General features: G+C 72.4%; 11 protein-coding genes, 5 tRNA genes and 1 riboswitch. Of the genes, 9 read left to right on the top strand and 7 right to left on the bottom strand.

Annotated elements, in window-relative coordinates; all coding sequences use genetic code 11:
* Positions 1–92: 92 nt before the first annotated feature.
* The 5 genes from hrpA to GBN72_RS22960 all read right to left on the bottom strand — a co-directional run bounded on the left by hrpA (position 93) and on the right by GBN72_RS22960 (position 6226).
* On the bottom strand, positions 93–4097 hold the full coding sequence (gene hrpA / locus GBN72_RS22940) for an ATP-dependent RNA helicase HrpA (RefSeq protein ID WP_151773731.1): 4005 nt from the start codon (positions 4095–4097) through the stop codon (positions 93–95).
* A 169-nt stretch (positions 4098–4266) separates the two neighbouring features.
* Positions 4267–4340 (bottom strand) — tRNA-Phe (locus tag GBN72_RS22945).
* Between the two features lie 24 nt (positions 4341–4364).
* Positions 4365–4439 (bottom strand) — tRNA-Asp (locus GBN72_RS22950).
* A 47-nt stretch (positions 4440–4486) separates the two neighbouring features.
* Positions 4487–4559: transfer RNA gene (locus GBN72_RS22955), tRNA-Glu, on the bottom strand.
* Between the two features lie 80 nt (positions 4560–4639).
* Complete coding sequence (locus tag GBN72_RS22960; protein WP_151773732.1) at positions 4640–6226, bottom strand: metallophosphoesterase family protein; 1587 nt, start codon at positions 6224–6226, stop codon at positions 4640–4642.
* Between the two features lie 106 nt (positions 6227–6332).
* On the opposite strand from GBN72_RS22960, the gene GBN72_RS22965 reads away from it, so the two are divergent.
* From GBN72_RS22965 to GBN72_RS23005, 9 genes are all read left to right on the top strand, one after another.
* Positions 6333–6683 carry a metallopeptidase family protein gene (locus tag GBN72_RS22965; RefSeq protein WP_151773733.1) on the top strand — a complete coding sequence of 117 codons (351 nt, stop codon included), beginning with the start codon at positions 6333–6335 and terminating at the stop codon, positions 6681–6683.
* Positions 6684–6842: 159 nt separating this feature from the next.
* On the top strand, positions 6843–7382 hold the full coding sequence (locus GBN72_RS22970; RefSeq protein WP_151773734.1) for a hypothetical protein: 540 nt from the start codon (positions 6843–6845) through the stop codon (positions 7380–7382).
* Positions 7383–7612: 230 nt separating this feature from the next.
* Positions 7613–9988, top strand: coding sequence for a DEAD/DEAH box helicase (locus tag GBN72_RS22975; protein ID WP_151773735.1), 2376 nt, complete (start codon positions 7613–7615; stop codon positions 9986–9988).
* A 142-nt stretch (positions 9989–10130) separates the two neighbouring features.
* Positions 10131–10203: transfer RNA gene (locus tag GBN72_RS22980), tRNA-Lys, on the top strand.
* Positions 10204–10276: 73 nt separating this feature from the next.
* Positions 10277–11425 (top strand): dihydrofolate reductase family protein, encoded by a 1149-nt coding sequence (locus GBN72_RS22985; RefSeq protein WP_151773736.1) that lies wholly within the window; start codon positions 10277–10279, stop codon positions 11423–11425.
* Between the two features lie 49 nt (positions 11426–11474).
* Positions 11475–11548, top strand: a tRNA-Met gene (locus tag GBN72_RS22990).
* Between the two features lie 139 nt (positions 11549–11687).
* Entirely contained in the window at positions 11688–12821 is a 1134-nt protein-coding gene (locus GBN72_RS22995; RefSeq protein WP_151773737.1) for a PP2C family protein-serine/threonine phosphatase, read from the top strand.
* Between the two features lie 268 nt (positions 12822–13089).
* Positions 13090–13238: riboswitch (cyclic di-AMP (ydaO/yuaA leader) on the top strand.
* 11 nt (positions 13239–13249) lie between these two features.
* Positions 13250–14293: a M23 family metallopeptidase gene (locus GBN72_RS23000; protein ID WP_151773738.1), complete on the top strand. Its 1044-nt coding sequence runs from the start codon at positions 13250–13252 to the stop codon at positions 14291–14293.
* 77 nt (positions 14294–14370) lie between these two features.
* A complete protein-coding gene (locus GBN72_RS23005) occupies positions 14371–15330 on the top strand; it encodes an aldo/keto reductase (protein ID WP_151773739.1) in 960 nt (319 codons plus the stop codon).
* Positions 15331–15415: 85 nt separating this feature from the next.
* Here GBN72_RS23005 and trmB read toward each other — a convergent pair whose 3' ends face one another.
* Both trmB and GBN72_RS23015 read right to left on the bottom strand, forming a co-directional pair.
* Entirely contained in the window at positions 15416–16186 is a 771-nt protein-coding gene (gene trmB, locus GBN72_RS23010; protein ID WP_439959798.1) for a tRNA (guanosine(46)-N7)-methyltransferase TrmB, read from the bottom strand.
* A 213-nt stretch (positions 16187–16399) separates the two neighbouring features.
* A complete protein-coding gene (locus GBN72_RS23015) occupies positions 16400–17824 on the bottom strand; it encodes an NsdA family TPR-like regulatory protein (RefSeq protein WP_151773741.1) in 1425 nt (474 codons plus the stop codon).
* Between the last annotated feature and the right edge of the window lie 339 nt (positions 17825–18163).

An 18163-nucleotide genomic window follows, 5' to 3' on the forward strand; every position in this document is an offset into this window, starting at 1 on the left:
CGCTGCGAGAAGGACTCTACAGGAGTGGGGCCCACTGGTCGAACTCACTGTGTGTCAGTGGACCGTCACCCTGCTCGCCCGTCCTGCTCGCCTCACGGTGCCAGTGTGTCGATCGTCTTCACGATCCGCTTGTCCGACACCGGATAGGCGGTCCCCAGCGCATGCGCGAAGTAACTGACCCGCAGCTCCTCGATCATCCACCGGACCTCCCGCACGGCCGCCGGCACCGGGCGTCCCTTCGGCATCTGTTCCAGGAGCCACGCGTACTCGTCCCGCATCTCCAGGACCTTCTCCATGCGGGTGGTGTCCCGCTGGACGTTGGTCGCCATCTGCTGCAGCCGCCGGTCCGCGGCCACCAGGTAGCGCATCAGGTGCGGCAGCCGCGGCAGTCCGGCCTCGGTCACGAAGCCCGGCTTCACGAGGCCGTCCAGCTGGGTGCGGACGTCCGTGAGATTGGCCAGCAGCGCGGGGCTCTTCACCGACTTCAGCCGCCGCTCGCAGGCCTGCCACGCGGCCAGCACCTGCTGCACCTGGCCGACGGCGCGCACCGTGGTGTCCACGATCTCGGCCCGCACCTTGTCGTAGAGCTTCCGGTACGACTCCTCGTCCCAGACCGGGCCTCCGAAATCGGCGATCAGTTTGTCCGCCGCCGCCAGCGCGCAGTCGTCGAAGAGGGCCTGCACCGAGCCGTGCGGGTTGGCGGAGAGGGCCAGCTTCTGGGCGTTGGAGAGCCGGTCGAGGGCGAACTTCGCCGGATTGACGGGGATGTTGCGCACGATCAGCCGGCGGGTGCCCCGCCACATCGCCTCGGCCTGTTCGGCCTCACTGTCGAACAGCCGCACCGAGACGGTGTCGCCGTCGTCCACCAGCGCCGGGTAGGCCTTCACCGGCTGGCCGGCCCGCTTGGTCTCGAAGACCCGGGTCAGCGTGCCGATCGTCCAGTCGGTGAGGCCGGTCCGCTCCAGCGAGGGACCGCCCGACCGTTCGGCGGTGGCCGCGGCGGCCTGGGAGATCGCCTGACGGGCCTTGGGGCGCAGGGCGAGCTTGAGCGCCTCCAGGTCCCTGTCCTCGGCCAGCTTCCGTCGCCGCTCGTCGACGATCCGGAAAGTGATCTTGAGGTGGTCCGGCACCTTCGACCAGTCGAAGTCCGCGGGCTCCAGGCGCACGCCCACCATGCGGTGCAGCTCCCGTGCCATCGCCGTGTCCAGCGGCTCCTGGCCGGGGACCGCCAGGCCGAGGAACCGCTGCGCGAAGTTGGGCGCCGGGACGTAGTTGCGGCGGATCGGCTTGGGCAGCGAGCGGATCAGTTCGGTGACCAACTCCTCGCGCAGACCCGGGATCTGCCAGTCGAAGCCCTCGTCGGTGACCTGGTTGAGCACCTGGAGCGGGATGTGGACGGTCACGCCGTCCGCGTCGGTGCCCGGCTCGAACTGGTAGGTCACCCGGAACTTCAGCCGGCCCTGCCGCCAGGAGTCCGGGTAGTCGTCCTTGGTGACCTGTCCGGCCTTCTCGTTGATGAGCATGGAGCGCTCGAAGTCGAGCAGCTCCGGCTCCTCAAGGCGCTTGTGCTTCCACCAGGAGTCGAAGTGGGCGCCGGAGACGACGTGTTCGGGGATCCGCTGCTCGTAGAAGTCGAAGAGCGTCTCGTCGTCGACCAGGATGTCCCGGCGGCGGGCCCGGTGCTCGAGCTCCTCGACCTCGGTGAGCAGTTTGCGGTTGTCGGCGTAGAACTTGTGGTGGGTGCGCCAGTCGCCCTCCACCAGCGCGTGGCGGATGAACAGCTCCCGGGAGATCTCCGGGTCGATCCGGCCGTAGTTCACCTTCCGCTGGGCGACGATCGGGACGCCGTAGAGCGTCACCTTCTCGTACGCCATCACCGCGGCCTGGTCCTTCTCCCAGTGCGGCTCGCTGTAGGTCCGCTTGAGCAGGTGGCCGGCGATCGGCTCCACCCACTCCGGCTCGATCTTCGCGTTGACCCGCGCCCACAGGCGGGAGGTCTCCACCAGTTCGGCGGACATCACGAACCGCGGCGGCTTCCTGAAGAGCGCCGAGCCGGGGAAGATCGCGAACTTCGCGTTCCGCGCGCCGAGGTACTCGTTCCTCGTGGTGCCCTTCCCGGCGTCCTTGCCCGTGCCCCTGCCGCCCTCTTTCCCGGCGTCCTTCACGTCCTTCATGCCGATGTGCGACAGCAGGCCGGCCAGCAGCGAGACGTGGACGGACTGCTCGGGGGCGTCCTCCTCGTTGAGGCGTATCCCCATCTGCTGGGCCACGGACCGGAGCTGGCTGTAGATGTCCTGCCACTCGCGGATCCGCAGGAAGTTCAGGTACTCCTGCTTGCACATCCGGCGGAACGCCGAGGAGCCGCGCTCCTTCTGCTGCTCGCGGACGTACCGCCACAGGTTGAGGAAGGCCAGGAAGTCGCTGGACTCGTCCTTGAACCGGGCGTGCTGCTGATCGGCCTGCGCCTGCTTCTCGGTGGGCCGCTCACGCGGGTCCTGGATGGAGAGGGCGGACGCGATCACCATGACCTCGCGGACACAGCCGTTCTTGTCCGCCTCCAGCACCATCCGCGCCAGCCGCGGGTCCACCGGGAGCTGGGCGAGCTTGCGGCCCATCGTGGTGAGGCGCTTGCGCGGATCCTTCTCCGCCGGGTCCAGCGCGCCGAGCTCCTGGAGCAGCTGCACGCCGTCACGGATGTTGCGGTGGTCCGGCGGGTCGATGAAGGGGAACTTCTCGATGTCGCCGAGGCCCGCCGCCGTCATCTGAAGGATGACCGAGGCCAGGTTGGTGCGAAGGATCTCCGCGTCGGTGAACTCCGGGCGGGACGCGAAGTCGTCCTCGGAGTACAGGCGGATGCAGATGCCGTCGCTGGTACGGCCGCAACGGCCCTTGCGCTGGTTGGCGCTGGCCTGGGAGACCGCTTCGATCGGCAGCCGCTGCACCTTGGTGCGGTGGCTGTAGCGGGAGATCCGGGCGAAGCCCGGGTCGACCACGTACTTGATGCCCGGCACCGTCAGCGAGGTCTCGGCCACGTTGGTGGCGAGCACGATCCGGCGGCCGGAGTGCTGCTGGAAGACCCGGTGCTGCTCGGCGTGCGAGAGGCGGGCGTAGAGCGGGAGGATCTCGGTCGACCGGTACCGCTTCTTGGTGAGCGCGTCCGCGGTGTCGCGGATCTCCCGCTCACCGGAGAGGAAGACCAGGATGTCGCCCGGCCCCTCCGCCATCAGCTCCTCGCAGGCGTCGGTGATCGCGGTGATCTGGTCCCGGTCCACCTCCTCGGAGTTCTCCTCCAGCAGGGGGCGGTAACGGACCTCCACCGGGTAGGTCCGGCCGCTGACCTCGACGATCGGGGCGTCACCGAAGTGCCGGGAGAACCGCTCGGGATCGATGGTCGCCGAGGTGATGACGACCTTGAGGTCGGGGCGGCGGGGGAGCAGCTGGGCCAGGTAGCCCAGCAGGAAGTCGATGTTGAGGGACCGCTCGTGCGCCTCGTCGATGATGATCGTGTCGTAGGCGCGCAGGTCGCGGTCGGTCTGGATCTCGGCCAGCAGGATGCCGTCCGTCATCAGCTTGACGAAGGTGTCCTGGCCGACCTGGTCGGTGAACCGGACCTTCCAGCCGACGGCTTCGCCCAACGGGGTGTTCAGCTCCTCCGCCACGCGCTCGGCGACCGTGCGGGCGGCGATCCGGCGCGGCTGGGTGTGACCGATCATCCCGCGCACGCCACGGCCCAGCTCCATACAGATCTTGGGGATCTGGGTGGTCTTGCCGGAGCCGGTCTCACCGGCGACGATCACGACCTGGTGGTCGCGGATCGCCTCGGCGATGGCGTCCTTCCTCTGGCTGACCGGAAGGCTCTGCGGATAGGTGATCGCCGGCACCCGGGAGGCGCGCTCGGCGGACCTGGCCTCGGCCTTCTCGACCTCGGCCGTGATCTCGGCGAGGACGGCGGCCCGGGCCTCGGGCTTTCGGATCTTCCGGGCGCCCTCGAGTCGCCGTCCCAGCCGGTGTGCCTCCCGCAGGGAGAGCTGGGCCAGGCGGTGGGCGATGTCGCCGAAGGCGGGCGCGGCGGTGGCGGAGGCAGGCTGCGTAGACATACGCATTCCAGGATCGCACCTTCCCGAACGGGGTGGCGAGCGCATTAACCCCGGGGCGCGCGTGGGGCCGGACACAGTGGTGGGGCCCGGTGGGGCCCGGTGGGGCCCGGTGGGGCCCGCACACAACGCAAGACCCCCTCCGGCGAACCGGAGAGGGTCTTCCTTGCGGTGGCTGGGCCCGGGGTCGAACCGGGGACCTTCCGCTTTTCAGGCGGACGCTCGTACCAGCTGAGCTACCCAGCCACGAGGTTTCACGTGAAACCTCAGCGGTCCTGACGGGATTTGAACCCGCGGCCTCCACCTTGACAGGGTGGCGAGCACTCCAAACTGCTCCACAGGACCTAGCTTTGTGCGCGTCTTGCGTTAACAGTGTCGCACACGATCTTGCGTGCCCCCAACGGGATTCGAACCCGTGCTACCGCCTTGAAAGGGCGGCGTCCTAGGCCGCTAGACGATGAGGGCTATACGGCCCGCCTGGGCGCTTCTCAGCGCGTCGGGGACGTGAGAAGCATAGGTGATGCCGACGGGTATCGCCAAAACGTTTAGCGCTCGCCGCCGGACCGTCGTGGCGAGGGCTGCGCGGCCGGCGATCCGGAGGCGGATCCGGACGGTGAGGGGGAGGCCCCGCCCGGCTGGTTCTCCTCCACCAGGTGGCGGCTCACCTCGGCGGTGGTGAGCCCCAGGCCGCCCAGCCGGATCGCGTCCCACGCCTGGAGCCGGCGGCTGTCCCGGTCGAAGTAGAGGACCGACGCCTCGATCGGGTCCGGCTCCTCGCCCTCCAGGGCCCGCAGTCCGCCACCGCCGGTGGAGCCCTCGGTGCGCAGCCGGGTCCCCAGTTCCATGAGCTGGGTCCGCTGCTTGTGGATGTGGCCGGACAGCACCAGCGGGACCACCCCGTCCACCTTCCGCGCCGCCTGCGGGTCGTGGACCACGGCGACGTCCACCGGTGTGCCCGCCCGTCGCTGGTCGCGGATCCCTGAGGCCAGCTGCACCCCGGCCCGCTCCGCCGCGGCCTTCCCGCCGTGCGGCTTGCTCCGGTCCGGCGTGAACTGGGCGTCGCCCATGCCCGCGAACCGCAGCCCCGCGACGTCGACCGCGCGGCCCTCGTCGAGGACGCGTACGTCGTCCAGCCCGGACAGGTAGGCCTGGGTGTCCCGGGAGTCGTGGTTGCCGCGCACCCAGACGTAGGGCGCGCCCAGGTCCGGGATGGGGTCCAGGAAGGGGTTCTCCGCCTTGGTGCCGTGGTCCATCGTGTCGCCGGAGTCCACGATCACGTCGATCTCGTACTGGTCGACCAGGGAGGCGATGATCTCCCAGCTCGCCGGGTTGAGGTGGATGTCGGAGACGTGCAGGACCCGGACGGTGGTGGGGTCGGGCTGGTAGGCGGGGAGGGTGCTGGTGGCGTCGTAGAGCTTGGTGACGTTGGTGACCAGACGGGCCAGCTCCTGCTGGTAGACGTCGAAGTCGGAGACGATGCTGCGGGCGTTGCCCACCACCGAGGGGGCGGAGGAGAGCAGGCCCGAGAAGCGGGGCTCCAGAACCGAGTTGGGGTTCCAGGTGCCCCACGCGGTGGCCCCGGAGGCGGCGAGCAGGGCCAGCGCAAGACCGCCGGTTGCCGCGGCACGGCGCGGGCGCCGGTGGACGACCAGGCCCAGCGCCGTGGCGCCCACCACCACCGCGACGCCGGAGCGGAGCGCCAGGGTGCGGATGCCGCGTCCCACGTCCTCGGCGACGGCGTCCTGGAGGCCGGATATGCGTTCGGGGTGGTCGATCAGGTCGCGGGAGCGTTCGGGGTCCAGCTGGTCGACGTCGACCTGGAGCCGGAAGGGCGCGGTATGGGTGTCCAGGTGGAGCGCGCCCAGCGGCGGGATGTCGATCTCCGTGCCGCCGTCCAGGGAGGGGTGCAGCGCCATCGTGGTGTTCACGGGGCCGACGGGCACGCGGACCGCGCCGACCGTCGTCAGGCCCAGCCACGCGCCGGCCAGCACCACCGCGACCAGCCCGGCGGCCCGTGCCACGGGGTGCGCGCGGCGGCCCAGCTCGGGCCGGCCGCCGGCGGCGGACCTCCGGTCCAGCAGGGCGCGTATGCGGTGCGGCACGGTGGACGGACGGACGCTGATGCGGGCCATTGGGACCGTATGCCCAGGTCCCCGGCTCGGTACGCGGCACGCGGCAAGTGGTGCGGGAGTCTCCGGGACGGGTGTGCGGCGGGGCTTTGTGGCACAGAATGGCGGTGTGCTGGAGATGACGCGCGAGGAGTTCGAGGAAACGGTGGCGGAGGCCCTGGACCGGATCCCGCCGGAGCTGACGCGGCTGATGGACAACGTCGCCGTGTTCGTCGAGGACGAGCCGCCCGCCGAGGATCCCGACCTGCTCGGGCTCTACGAGGGGACGCCGCTCACCGAGCGGGGCGAGTGGTACGCGGGGGTGCTGCCGGACCGGATCACCATCTACCGGAACCCGACACTGCGGATGTGTGACACCAGGGAGGACGCGGTCGCGGAGACGGAGGTGACGGTCGTTCACGAGATCGCCCATCACTTCGGCATCGACGACGAGCGCCTCCACGACCTCGGCTACGGCTGAGCCGCCCCCGCCGAGGGGCGGTGGGCCCCCTCGGCCCCTCGGGTCCCCGTCGGCCCCGTTCCGGAGGGGATTGTGTGGCGGACGGGCGTGTCCTCCTGCGTGCGGCGGGAGTTGGGCAGGGTGACTCTCCCGCCCTGCCCGCCCTCGGAGGTGGCTCCCGTGCGCCGTGTGTACGTACCCGTCCGTCTCGCCGCCGCGGTCCTCGCCGTCTCCGCCCTGGCCACCGGCTGCGTGGATGTCGCGGGGGAGGACGGCGACCGCGCCCGCCCGGCGCGCTCCACGGAGAGCGGCGGCTCCGACAGCGCGGGCGGGGGAGCGGGCGAGCCCGGCGGCGCCGCGGGCTTCGACCCCCGGGTGAACAACGAGGGCACCCGCCCGGAGACCGGCGGCACCCGCCGCTCCGGCCGGGACGGGAAGCCCGAAGCCCACGCCGACCGTGAGGACGGCGAGCGCCCCGGAGAGGCGGAGGAACCCGAGGACGGCGACGCGGGCCGGCCCGAGGAGGACCCGGGTGAGCCGGCGCCCCCCGAGCCGGGTGAGCCCGCCCCCGAGCCGCCCGGCGAGGTCACCAGTCCGGCCCCGCCGCAGCCGTCCCCGCCACCGCCCTCCCCGGACCCCAGCCAGGCCCAGCCCACCTCCGCGCAGTCCCCGAAGCAGTCGGTCACCGCTCCGGCGCCCGAGGCCGGTGTGCCCGTGTAGCCGCCTTCGAGTGTGGCGTGGCTCGCGTTCGCCGTTCTCGTTTGCGCCGGAGGGCATGGGGTGCGTATGGTGGTAGATCGTTTGATCCCATTTGCCCGGCGCAGCGAAAAAGAGCGCGCCGTGTGGCGCGTTCTCTCCCTTGCCGTGGCTGACCGCATCGAGGCGGTTCCTCGCGAAACACGGAGTTGACGGGCGCGTGCCGACGAGACTCCGGAAGGTTTCGCATAAGCATGTCCATTTCCAGTACTGATCAGTTCGTCGTCTCCGAGGACGAGATCGTGACGACCGCCGAGTTCGACGGCGACGAGCACGCCCTCGAAGCCGCGGAGGCCACCGACGCCACCGACGCCGTGGACGCCCCTGCGGAGACCGCGGACGGCGCGGACGCCGCCGAGGACCAGGCCCCCGAGGACACGGGCCCGAGCTTCGCCGACCTCGGCCTGCCCGAGGGCGTCGTGCGCAAGCTCGCGCAGAACGGCGTCACCAAGCCCTTCCCGATCCAGGCCGCGACCATCCCGGACGCCCTGGCCGGCAAGGACATCCTGGGCCGTGGCCGCACCGGCTCCGGCAAGACCCTCTCCTTCGGTCTGCCCACCCTGGCCCGCCTGGCCGGCGGCCGCACCGAGAAGAAGCGCCCGCGCGCCGTCATCCTCACGCCGACCCGTGAGCTGGCCATGCAGGTCGCCGACGCGCTCCAGCCCTACGGCGACGTGCTCGGCCTCAAGATGAAGGTCGTCTGCGGCGGCACCTCGATGGGCAACCAGATCTACGCCCTGGAGCGCGGCGTCGACATCCTCGTCGCCACCCCGGGCCGTCTGCGCGACATCATCGGCCGCGGCGCCTGCTCGCTGGGCGACGTCGAGGTCGCGGTCCTCGACGAGGCCGACCAGATGTCCGACCTGGGCTTCATGCCCGAGGTCACCGAGCTGCTCGACCAGATCCCGGCCGGCGGTCAGCGGATGCTCTTCTCCGCCACCATGGAGAACGAGATCAAGACGCTGGTCGACCGCTACCTGGAGAACCCGGTCAGCCACGAGGTCGACGCCGCCCAGGGCGCCGTCACCACGATGTCGCACCACATCCTGATCGTGAAGCCCAAGGACAAGGCTCCGGTCACCGCGGCGATCGCCTCCCGCAAGGGCCGCACCATCATCTTCGTCCGCACCCAGCTGGGCGCCGACCGCATCGCCGAGCAGCTCCGCGACGCCGGTGTGAAGGCGGACGCCCTGCACGGCGGCATGACCCAGGGCGCGCGTACCCGCACCCTGGCGGACTTCAAGGACGGCTACGTCAACGTCCTGGTCGCCACCGACGTCGCCGCCCGCGGCATCCACGTCGACGGCATCGACCTGGTCCTCAACGTGGACCCGGCCGGTGACCACAAGGACTACCTGCACCGCGCCGGCCGCACCGCGCGCGCCGGCCGGACCGGCACCGTGGTCTCGCTGTCGCTGCCGCACCAGCGCCGCCAGATCTTCCGGCTGATGGAGGACGCGGGCATCGACGCCTCACGCCACATCATCCAGAGCGGCACGGCCTTCGAGCCCGAGGTCGCCGAGATCACCGGCGCCCGCTCGATGACCGAGCTCCAGGCCGAGTCGGTGGCCGGTGCCGCCGCCCAGGCCGAGCGCGAGGTCGCCCAGCTCACCAAGGAGCTGGAGCGCCTGCAGCGCCGCGCCGCCGAGCTGCGCGACGAGGCCGACCGCCTCGTCGCCCGTGCGGCCCGTGAGCGCGGGGACGACCCGGAGGCCGCGCTGGCCGAGGCCGCCGTGGTCCGTGAGGCCGCCGAGGCCGCCGAGGAGGCCGCCGCCGTCTCCGTGCCGGAGCAGCCGACCGCCCAGCACGTCGACCGCAGCGAGCGCGAGGACCGCCCGCAGCGTCGTGACGACCGCGGTGACCGTGGCGGCTTCCGCCGTGACGACCGTGGCGAGCGTGGCGGGGACCGTCCGTTCAACCGTGACGACCGTGGTGGCCGCTCCTTCGAGCGTCGTGACGACCGCGGTGACCGCGGTGGCTTCCGCCGTGACGACCGGGGTGACCGTGGTGGCGACCGTGGTGGCCGTTCGTTCGAGCGCCGTGACGACCGTGGCGGCTTCCGCCGTGACGACCGTGGCGAGCGTGGCGGGGACCGTCCGTTCAACCGCGACGACCGTGGTGGCCGTCCCTTCGAGCGTCGTGACGACCGCGGTGGCTTCCGCCGTGACGACCGCGGTGACCGTGGCGGCTTCCGCCGTGACGACCGTGGCGAGCGTGGCGGGGACCGTCCGTTCAACCGCGACGACCGTGGTGGCCGTTCGTTCGAGCGCCGTGACGACCGTGGCGGCTTCCGCCGTGACGACCGCAACGACCGTGGCGGGGACCGTCCGTTCAACCGCGACGACCGTGGCGGCCGCTCCTTCGAGCGTCGTGACGACCGCGGTGACCGCGGTGGCTTCCGCGGCAACGACCGCCCGTTCAACCGCGACCGCCGCGACGACCGCCCCGGCTTCCGCGCCGGCGGCGCCTCGGACCGTCCCTTCGCCCGCCGCGACGACCGTCGTGACGACCACCGTGGCGGCTCCTTCGGCCGCCGGGACGACAAGCCGCGCTGGAAGCGCAACGGCTGACGCGCCCGCGCACAACGCCTGAGAGGGCCCGCACGACCCCGGTCGTGCGGGCCCTCCGCGCTCCCCGCGCGCCGCCGCTCCGGCGATACCCGCTCGGAGGGCGGGCCCCGTCCCGCTATGCTCGGGGCAGCAACATCACCGTGGGCCCTTAGCTCAATTGGCAGAGCAGTGGACTTTTAATCCATTGGTTGTGGGTTCGAGTCCCACAGGGCCTACTTCTGACGCGGCGCATGCGCCCGGCCGGTCCCGGCCGGACCCATGCGCCGCCGTGCGTCCAGGAGCCGCCTCATGCCGCACCCTTACGTCCTGCTTTCCGCCGCCGTCTCGCTCGACGGCTGCCTGGACGACACCGGTCCCGAACGGCTGCTCCTCTCCGGCCCGGAGGACTTCGACCGGGTCGACGAGGTGCGCGCGGCCAGCGACGCGATCCTGATCGGGGCGGGCACCCTGCGGGCCGACGACCCGCGCCTGGTGGTCCGCTCCACGGCCCGCCGCGCCGAACGTGCCGCCGCCGGGCGGCCGGAGTTCCCACTGAAGGTGCTCGTCACCGGATCGGGTGAACTCGACCCCGGGGCCGGCTTCTGGCGGACCGGTGGCCCCAAGGCCGTCTACACGACCGACGGGGGCGCACCGCGGGCGCAGGCGGCGCTGCGTGGCCTGAAGGACGCCGACGTGGTGCCGGTGGGGCCGGAACTCGACTGGAGGGCGGTCCTGGAGCACCTGCACGCCGCGTACCGGGTGCGACGGCTGATGGTGGAGGGAGGCGGGAGCGTCCACACCCAGCTGCTGCGGCTCGGCCTGGCCGACGAGCTCCAGCTGGCCGTCGCCCCGCTGCTGGTCGGCGATCCCGCCGCGCCGCGGCTCTTCGGCCCTGGCGGCTATCCGCCGGGCCGGCTGCGGCTGGAGGAGACCCGGCCGGTCGGCGACGTGGTGCTGGCCCGCTACCGTCCGGTCGCCCCGGGTGCCGGCCCGGCCGCCTCGGCCGCCGACCGGTACTGGCTGGGGCTCGCCTGCGACCTGGCCCGGGAGTGCCCGCCGTCCCGGACCGCGTTCAGCGTGGGCGCCGTGGTGGTGGCCGAGGACGGGACCGAGCTGGCCCGCGGCCACTCCCGGGAGGGCGGTGACCCGGTGGTGCACGCGGAGGAGGCGGCCCTCGCCAGGATCGACCGGGCCGACCCCCGGCTGCCCACGGCCACCGTCTACAGCAGCCTGGAGCCCTGTGCCCGCCGCGCCTCCCGGCCGGCGCCGTGCGCACGGCTGATCCTGGCGGCGGGGGTGCGTCGGGTGGTCACCGCCTGGCGTGAGCCCGACACGTTCGTGCCGGGCGCCGACGGCAGCGGGGTGCTGGCGGCGGGCGGCGTCGACGTGGTGCTGCTGCCGGAGTTCCAGGACCGGGCCACGGCGCCCAATCTGCACCTCCTCGGCGGGTCGGTGTGAACCGATTCGCTTTTCACCCCAGGTATGTCGTACAGTAAAGACACAACGACGCGGGGTGGAGCAGCTCGGTAGCTCGCTGGGCTCATAACCCAGAGGTCGCAGGTTCAAATCCTGTCCCCGCTACTGAAGACTCAGGGCCGGAATCCTTCAAGGATTCCGGCCCTGAGTGTTTGCGTCTGCAGGGCGGCGCGCTCTCTCCCCGGTTCATCCGCGCGGCGGCCAGCGGTCGCCGGGTCCCGCCGGGGGCGGAAGCATGAGGTCCATGCTGCGGCGAGGCGGGCCGGTGGACCCGGCGGTCGAGGACGCCGCCGGCCGTGGCCGGTGGTGGCTCCACCACGCCCGGCTGGTGCTGCGGGTGCTGCCGTTCCTGGTGCTCGTGTTCGGGCTGATCTACGACCGGCTCACGCCGACGGACGTGACCCCGGTGCCCTTCTTCGCCGCCGCGCCGCTGATCGCCGCCCCCCTCTACACCCTCCGCGCCACCGTGCTGACCGGGGTGCTGTCGGTGGGGTGCACCGTCCTGGTGCGGCTGACCCGCGACGAGCTGTACGGGGCCCAGATGGCCACCGAGCTGTTCACCGTGCTCACCGTCGCCGTGCTGGCCGCGGTGGTCAACACCGTGGTGCGCCGGGGCGACGTGCGGCTGGCCAACGCCCGGCAGATGGCCGAGGCGGCTCAGCAGGCCGTGATGCCGGTGCCGGAGAGCGAACTCGGCGCCCTGCGGATCGCCTCCCGGTACGAGGCGGCGCAGCAGGAGGCGAACATCGGCGGCGACCTCTACGTCGTGCAGGACACCCCGTACGGCGTGCGCGTGATCCTGGGGGACGTGCGGGGCAAGGGGATGTCCGCCGTGACGGCGGTGGCGGTCGTCGTGGGCGTCTTCCGTGAGGCGGCGGAGCGGGCGCCGACCATCGAGGAGTGCGCCCGGCGGCTGGACCAGGCCGTGATCCGGGAGCGGGACCGCCAGGGGACGGAGCTGGAGCGCATGGAGGGCTTCGTGACCGCGGTGCTGGCCGAGTTCTCCCGGGACGGCCGGAGGGTGCAGCTGGTCGACCACGGCCACCCGCCGCCGCTGCTCCTGGAACCCGGCCGTGAGCCGCGGATGCTCGGCGTGGGGATACCCGGTGGGCCGCTGGCCCTCTCGGAGCTGACGGGTTCGCCGCGGCCGGACCCTCCCGTCGAGCTGATGCCGGGCGCCACGGTCCTCTTCTACACGGACGGTCTGGCCGAGGCGCGCGACGCGGACGGAGTCTTCTACGACCCGGTCGTCCGCCTGAACGGCCGGAGCTTCGGCGAACCCGAGGAACTGCTGGACTTCCTGGCCGAGGACGTGGCGCTGCACGCCGGCGGCGACGTGAAGGACGACATGGCGCTGCTCGCCGTCCGGTGCAGGTGACGGCCGGTCCCGGTGAGCGCCCGCGCAGGTGAACGACGGTGCCGGTGAGCGCCTGTGCCGGGCCGCGTCGGTGATCGAACCGCCGTGATCAAGCCAGGGCGATGGAGTCGATGTGACCTACGCCATGTCCGGTTCGCCCTGTTGAGCCTCCAAAGGTTCAGGCCAGAGGGTTGGGCGATGTGAAGGAACGGCTTGGAAATGAGCCACCGCTTCTATTAACGTTCGATAACGCAGCGCGCGGCTGTCCCAGCCGTCACAAGCGACGGCTCCGTGCGCTCTGCCGAATCCCGCAAGGGAACCGGGGAACCACTTTCCGGGGTGAATCGGGCGTATCGCGGTTCTTGCCGTATACGCGCGTAGGAGACCTTCCCGCTCCGAACCCGTCAGCTAACCCGGTAGGCGAGACGGAAGGAAAGGAGCGCGCCCCCGTGGCGTCCAACCGCCCTGCCCCTGCCCCTGAACTGCCCTTCGTGCCCGGCCGACGTGAAGCTGTCGACGCGTACGGCCCCGCGGCCGGCTTCGCGGGCGAGGGCTCACTCGAGGAGTGGAACCCCAGCGAGGGGTCCGTCCAGAGAGGCCGCCACCGGGTGGCCAAGCAGCGCGGGCTCGCCCGCAGTTCGACCGTTCTCGGCGTCGGCGTGATCGCGGCCGTCGGCGCGGGTGGCATGGCCACCGCGGCGCCCGGCAAGGCTCCGGTGCACATCACCATGCCGCAGATGCCGTCGCTGGACCCGGTCACCTCCCTGCTCCCCGGCGGCTCCGGGGACGAAGCCGCCGTCGCCGACGACGCGCCCAGCGTCCTCGGCGAGATGGGCGTGGCGCCCGTCGACACCGAGTCCTCCGCCGACGCCGGCGAGGCCCTGCGCGCCCGGATCATGGCGCAGGCCGCCCAGCAGGAGCAGGAGGCCGAGGCGCAGGCCCAGAAGGAGGCCGAGGAGGCCGCCGCCCAGGCCGCCGCCGAGCAGGCCTCGATGGAGAAGGCCGAGGCCGAGGCCCGCGAGGAGGCCGCCAAGAAGGCCGAGGCGGAGGCCAAGGCCAAGGCGGAGGCGGAACGTCTCGCCAAGCTGGCCGCCAGCTACACCTCGCCGGCCGCCTCGTACACGGTCACCTCCACCTACATGCAGGCCGGTTCCATGTGGTCCTCCGGGTACCACACGGGTCTCGACCTCGCGGCCCCCACCGGCACGCTGCTCAAGGCCGTGCACACCGGCACCGTCACCGAGGCGGGCTGGGCGGGGTCCTACGGGTACCGCACCATCCTCACCCTGGAGGACGGCACCGAGCTCTGGTACTGCCACCAGTCCTCGATCAACGTGAGCGTCGGTCAGAAGGTGACCACCGGCGACGTCATCGGCCGCGTGGGCGCGACCGGCAACGTGACCGGCCCGCACCTTCACCTCGAGGTGCACCCGGGCGGCGGCGACGGCGTCGACCCGATGGCCTGGCTGGCCGACCGGGGCGTCAGCCTCTGAGGCTTCCCGGCCACATCGTGTGATCCGTGGGGCGGCGCGCCGGAATGCGCCGCCCCACGGGCGTGTTGGACACGGGCATGACTGATCTTCGCAAGCTGGGCACGTCCGGTATCGAGGTCTTCCCGCTCGCCCTCGGCGGCAACGTCTTCGGATGGACCGCCGACGAGCGGGAGTCCTTCGCCGTCCTCGACGCGTACACGGCGGCCGGTGGCAACTTCGTCGACACCGCGGACTCCTACTCCGCCTGGGTCGAGGGCAACCAGGGCGGCGAGTCCGAGACCGTCATCGGCAGGTGGCTCAAGGCCCGGGGCAACCGCTCCGAGGTCGTGATCGCCACCAAGGTGAGCCAGCATCCGGAATTCCGGGGGTTGTCGGGCGCCAACATCAAGGCGGCCGCGGAGGCGTCGCTGCGACGGCTGGGCACCGACCACATCGATCTGTACTACACGCACTTCGACCAGCCGGAGACGCCGGTCGAGGAGATCCTCCTCGCCCTCGACCAGCTCGTCCGCGAGGGCAAGGTGCGGGCGATCGCCGCCTCCAACATCACCGCCGAGCGGCTCCAGGAGTCGCTGGACTTCTCCGACCGCGAGGGCTTCGCCCGCTACGTGGCGGTGCAGCCGCACTACAACCTGGTCTCCCGGGACACCTACGAGGGGCCGCTGCGGGACGTCGCCGAGCGGGCCGGTCTGGCCGCCGTCCCCTACTACGCGCTGGCGTCGGGCTTCCTGACCGGCAAGTACCGCCCCGGGGCGGTGGTGGACAGCCCGCGGGCGACGGGCGCGGGCCGGCACCTGGAGAGCGAGCGCGGGCAGCGGGTCCTGGCCGCCCTCGACGAGATCGCGCAGGCGCGCGGTGCCGAGGTGGCCTCGGTGGCCCTGGCCTGGCTCGCCGCGCGGCCGACCGTGGTGGCGCCGATCGCCTCCGCCCGCACGGTGGACCAGCTGCCCGCCCTCGTCGCGGGGGCGCGGCTGCGCCTCGACGACCCGGAGCTCGCCCTGCTGGACGCGGCCTCCTCGGTCACGGCCCCGGTGTGACCGACGGCCGGGCGGCGCCGCCCGGCCGCAGGCCCGGCCCCCGGCCCGGATCCCCGGGCCGGATCCTCGGGCCGGGCTGCGCCGCTCAGACCCGGCGGAACAGCAGGTCGCGTACGACGTGCCCCTTGTCGAGTCCCTGGCCCTCGAACCGTGTGAGCGGGCGGAACTCGGGCCGAGGTGCGAAACCGCCGTCGGGCCGGGTGTTCGCGAAGCCGGGGTGCGCGGTCAGTACCTCCAGCATCTGCTCCGCGTACGGCTCCCAGTCGGTGGCACAGTGCAGGACGGCGCCCGGGTGCAGCCGGGTGGCGGCCAGGTCGAGGAACTCGGGCTGGATCAGCCGCCGCTTGTGGTGCCGCTTCTTGGGCCAGGGGTCGGGGAAGTAGACGCGCAGTCCGGCCAGCGCGTCGGGCGTGATCATCTCGCGGAGCAGGATGATCGCGTCGCCGTTGGCCACGCGGACGTTGGTCAGCCGGGTCTTCTCGGCGAGGTTCAGCAGGTTGCCCTGGCCCGGGGTGTGCACGTCGACCGCGAGGATGTTGGTCCCCGGGTCGGCGGCGGCCATCTGGGCGGTGGCCTCGCCCATGCCGAAGCCGATCTCCAGGACCACGGGGTGGTCGTCGCCGAACAGCTCGGCGAGGTCGAGGGTCCGGCGGCCGTCGATGTCCAGGCCCCACAGCGGCCAGAGGCGCTCGATGGCGTCGGCCTGGCCGACGGTGACGCGGCTGCGGCGGGGCTGGAAGCTGCGGATGCGGCGCTCGTGGTGCGACCCGGCCGGGTCGGGCTGCGGCCCGTCCGGGAACCGGGGGGTCCGGGCGGGGCGACGGTTGGGGTTCAGGGCGTCAGACACAATGCCCACGAGTCTACGGCGCACCCGCCGACGCCACGGTTCACCGCGTCCGCGGCACCCTTCCCCGCCGGTGGCCGGGCGTGGCCCGGCTTGGCTCCCTCCCCCCTCCGTGTGGGTGCCCGGCTGCCGCGGTGTGACGTGCCCGGGTCCCGCGGTGTGGGCCTGCCCGCCTCCCGCGGTGGGACGTGGCCCGGCTCCCGCGGCCGGAACCGGGCCCCGAGGTCAGGCCGGGGTGCCCAGGAGGGGGCGTGCCCGCTCGCGTAACTCGACCACCCTCGGTTCGTCGCCGTACGGCTCGAGCCGGGTCAGCAGGTCCTTGACGTACTCGGTCGTGCGGGCGGAGGAGATCCGCCCGGCGACCTCCACCGCCCGCACCCCCTGCTCGCACGCCGCGTCGAGGTTCCCGGACTCGAGTTCCGCGACCGCCGAGACCACCAGCCGCAGCCCGTGCGAGCGGACGAACTCCTCCGTGGGCTTGGACAGCGCCTGCTCGGTGAACCTCCGAACCTGCCCGGGCGCCTTGAGGTCCCGGTAGCACTCGGCCGCGTCGGCGCAGAACCGGTCGTAGCCGTAGAACCCGAGCCAGCTCGGGTCGTTGTCGCCCTCGCGGGAACGCTCCAGCCAGCTCTCGGACGCCTTGAGCGCCGCACCGGCCGCCGCCGCGTCGCCCGCCCTGGCGTGGGCGCGCGCCTCGACCAGGCGGAAGAAGCTCATGGTGCGGGCCGTCGCCAGGCCCCGGTTGCGCTCCACGGCGGCCTGCGCGAGGTCCACGCCCTCGTCGCCGAAGCCGCGGTAGGTCGCCTGGAGCGACATGGACGCCAGGACGTAGCCGCCCAAGGGCACGTCCGCGGCCGCGCGGGCCAGCCGCAGGGCCTGGATGTAGTAGCGCTGGGCGGCCTCCTGCTGGCCGGTGTCGAAGGCCATCCAGCCCGCCAGCCGGGTCAGCTCGGCGCTAGCGCCGAAGAGGGCGCGCCCGACGTCGTCGGAGTAGGAGCCGAGCAGCAGCGGCGCCGCCTCGACCCGCAGGCACTCGGGGACCATCGAGGACCGCCAGTCGCCGCCGCCGTACTTGGAGTCCCAGCGCCGCGCGTCCTCGGCGGCCTCGCGCAGCTTGCGGACGTCGCTGTGCCCGACCTTGAGCGGCGCCCCGGAGCCTTCCGTGGCCCCGGCCTCGCGCGCCACCGAGGTGTCGGCCGGGGATATCAGCCAGCGCGACGCGGGGGTGGCGTAGGCGGACACGGCGAAGGAGCCCGCGAGGGACTGCCAGATGCCGCCGGAGCCCGCCCGGCGGCCGGCCAGGTCGAGCCGGTACAGCTCGGTGGCCGACTTGACCGCCTGCCCGACGTCGCGCGGGAAGGCGAGACCCACCTCGGGCGTCGGGTCGGCGTCCGCCAGCCCGATCTCGTGGAGCGGAACCGGCCGGCCCAGCTTCTGGCCGATGGCCGCGGCGATGAGATGGGGAGCGGCGCCCTGCGGCACCATCCCCTTGGAGACCCAGCGCGCCACGGACGTCTTGTCGTACCGAAGCGTCAGGCCGCGCTGCGCCCCCAGGTCGTTGACCCGCCGCGCCAGCCCCGCGTTGCTGATTCCCGCGAGGGCGAGAACGGCGCCGAGCTTCTCGTTCGGCCCGCGTTGCTCCCTGGACATGGGTCCCCCCTCGGCAGAGACGGCTGCCACCGCTGGCATAAACCCGCGGCATTCGTAAACCCAGCGTAGTTCTCCGAATCCCATGCGTTAAGGGGCATAGTTCCGTATGGCGAGATTGCTGCCCGTGCGGGAGTACGGAACGTGTCCACGTGCTCCCGTTGTGTGGCCGTGCGCCCGGCCGTGCGCTCTCCATCGGCGGCGGTGCGGACTGTTCCATGGGTGCTGCGTGGGTCGGCCCGCTGTACTGGATCCAGCGGGCTGGGGGACACCGCCGCCACATCCCCGCGGGCGGCGGACCGGTCCGGGAGGCGCAGCCCGCCTCCCGGACCGTGCGTAACT

Source organism: Streptomyces abyssomicinicus, assembly GCF_008974245.1.
Taxonomy (GTDB): domain Bacteria; phylum Actinomycetota; class Actinomycetes; order Streptomycetales; family Streptomycetaceae; genus Streptomyces; species Streptomyces abyssomicinicus.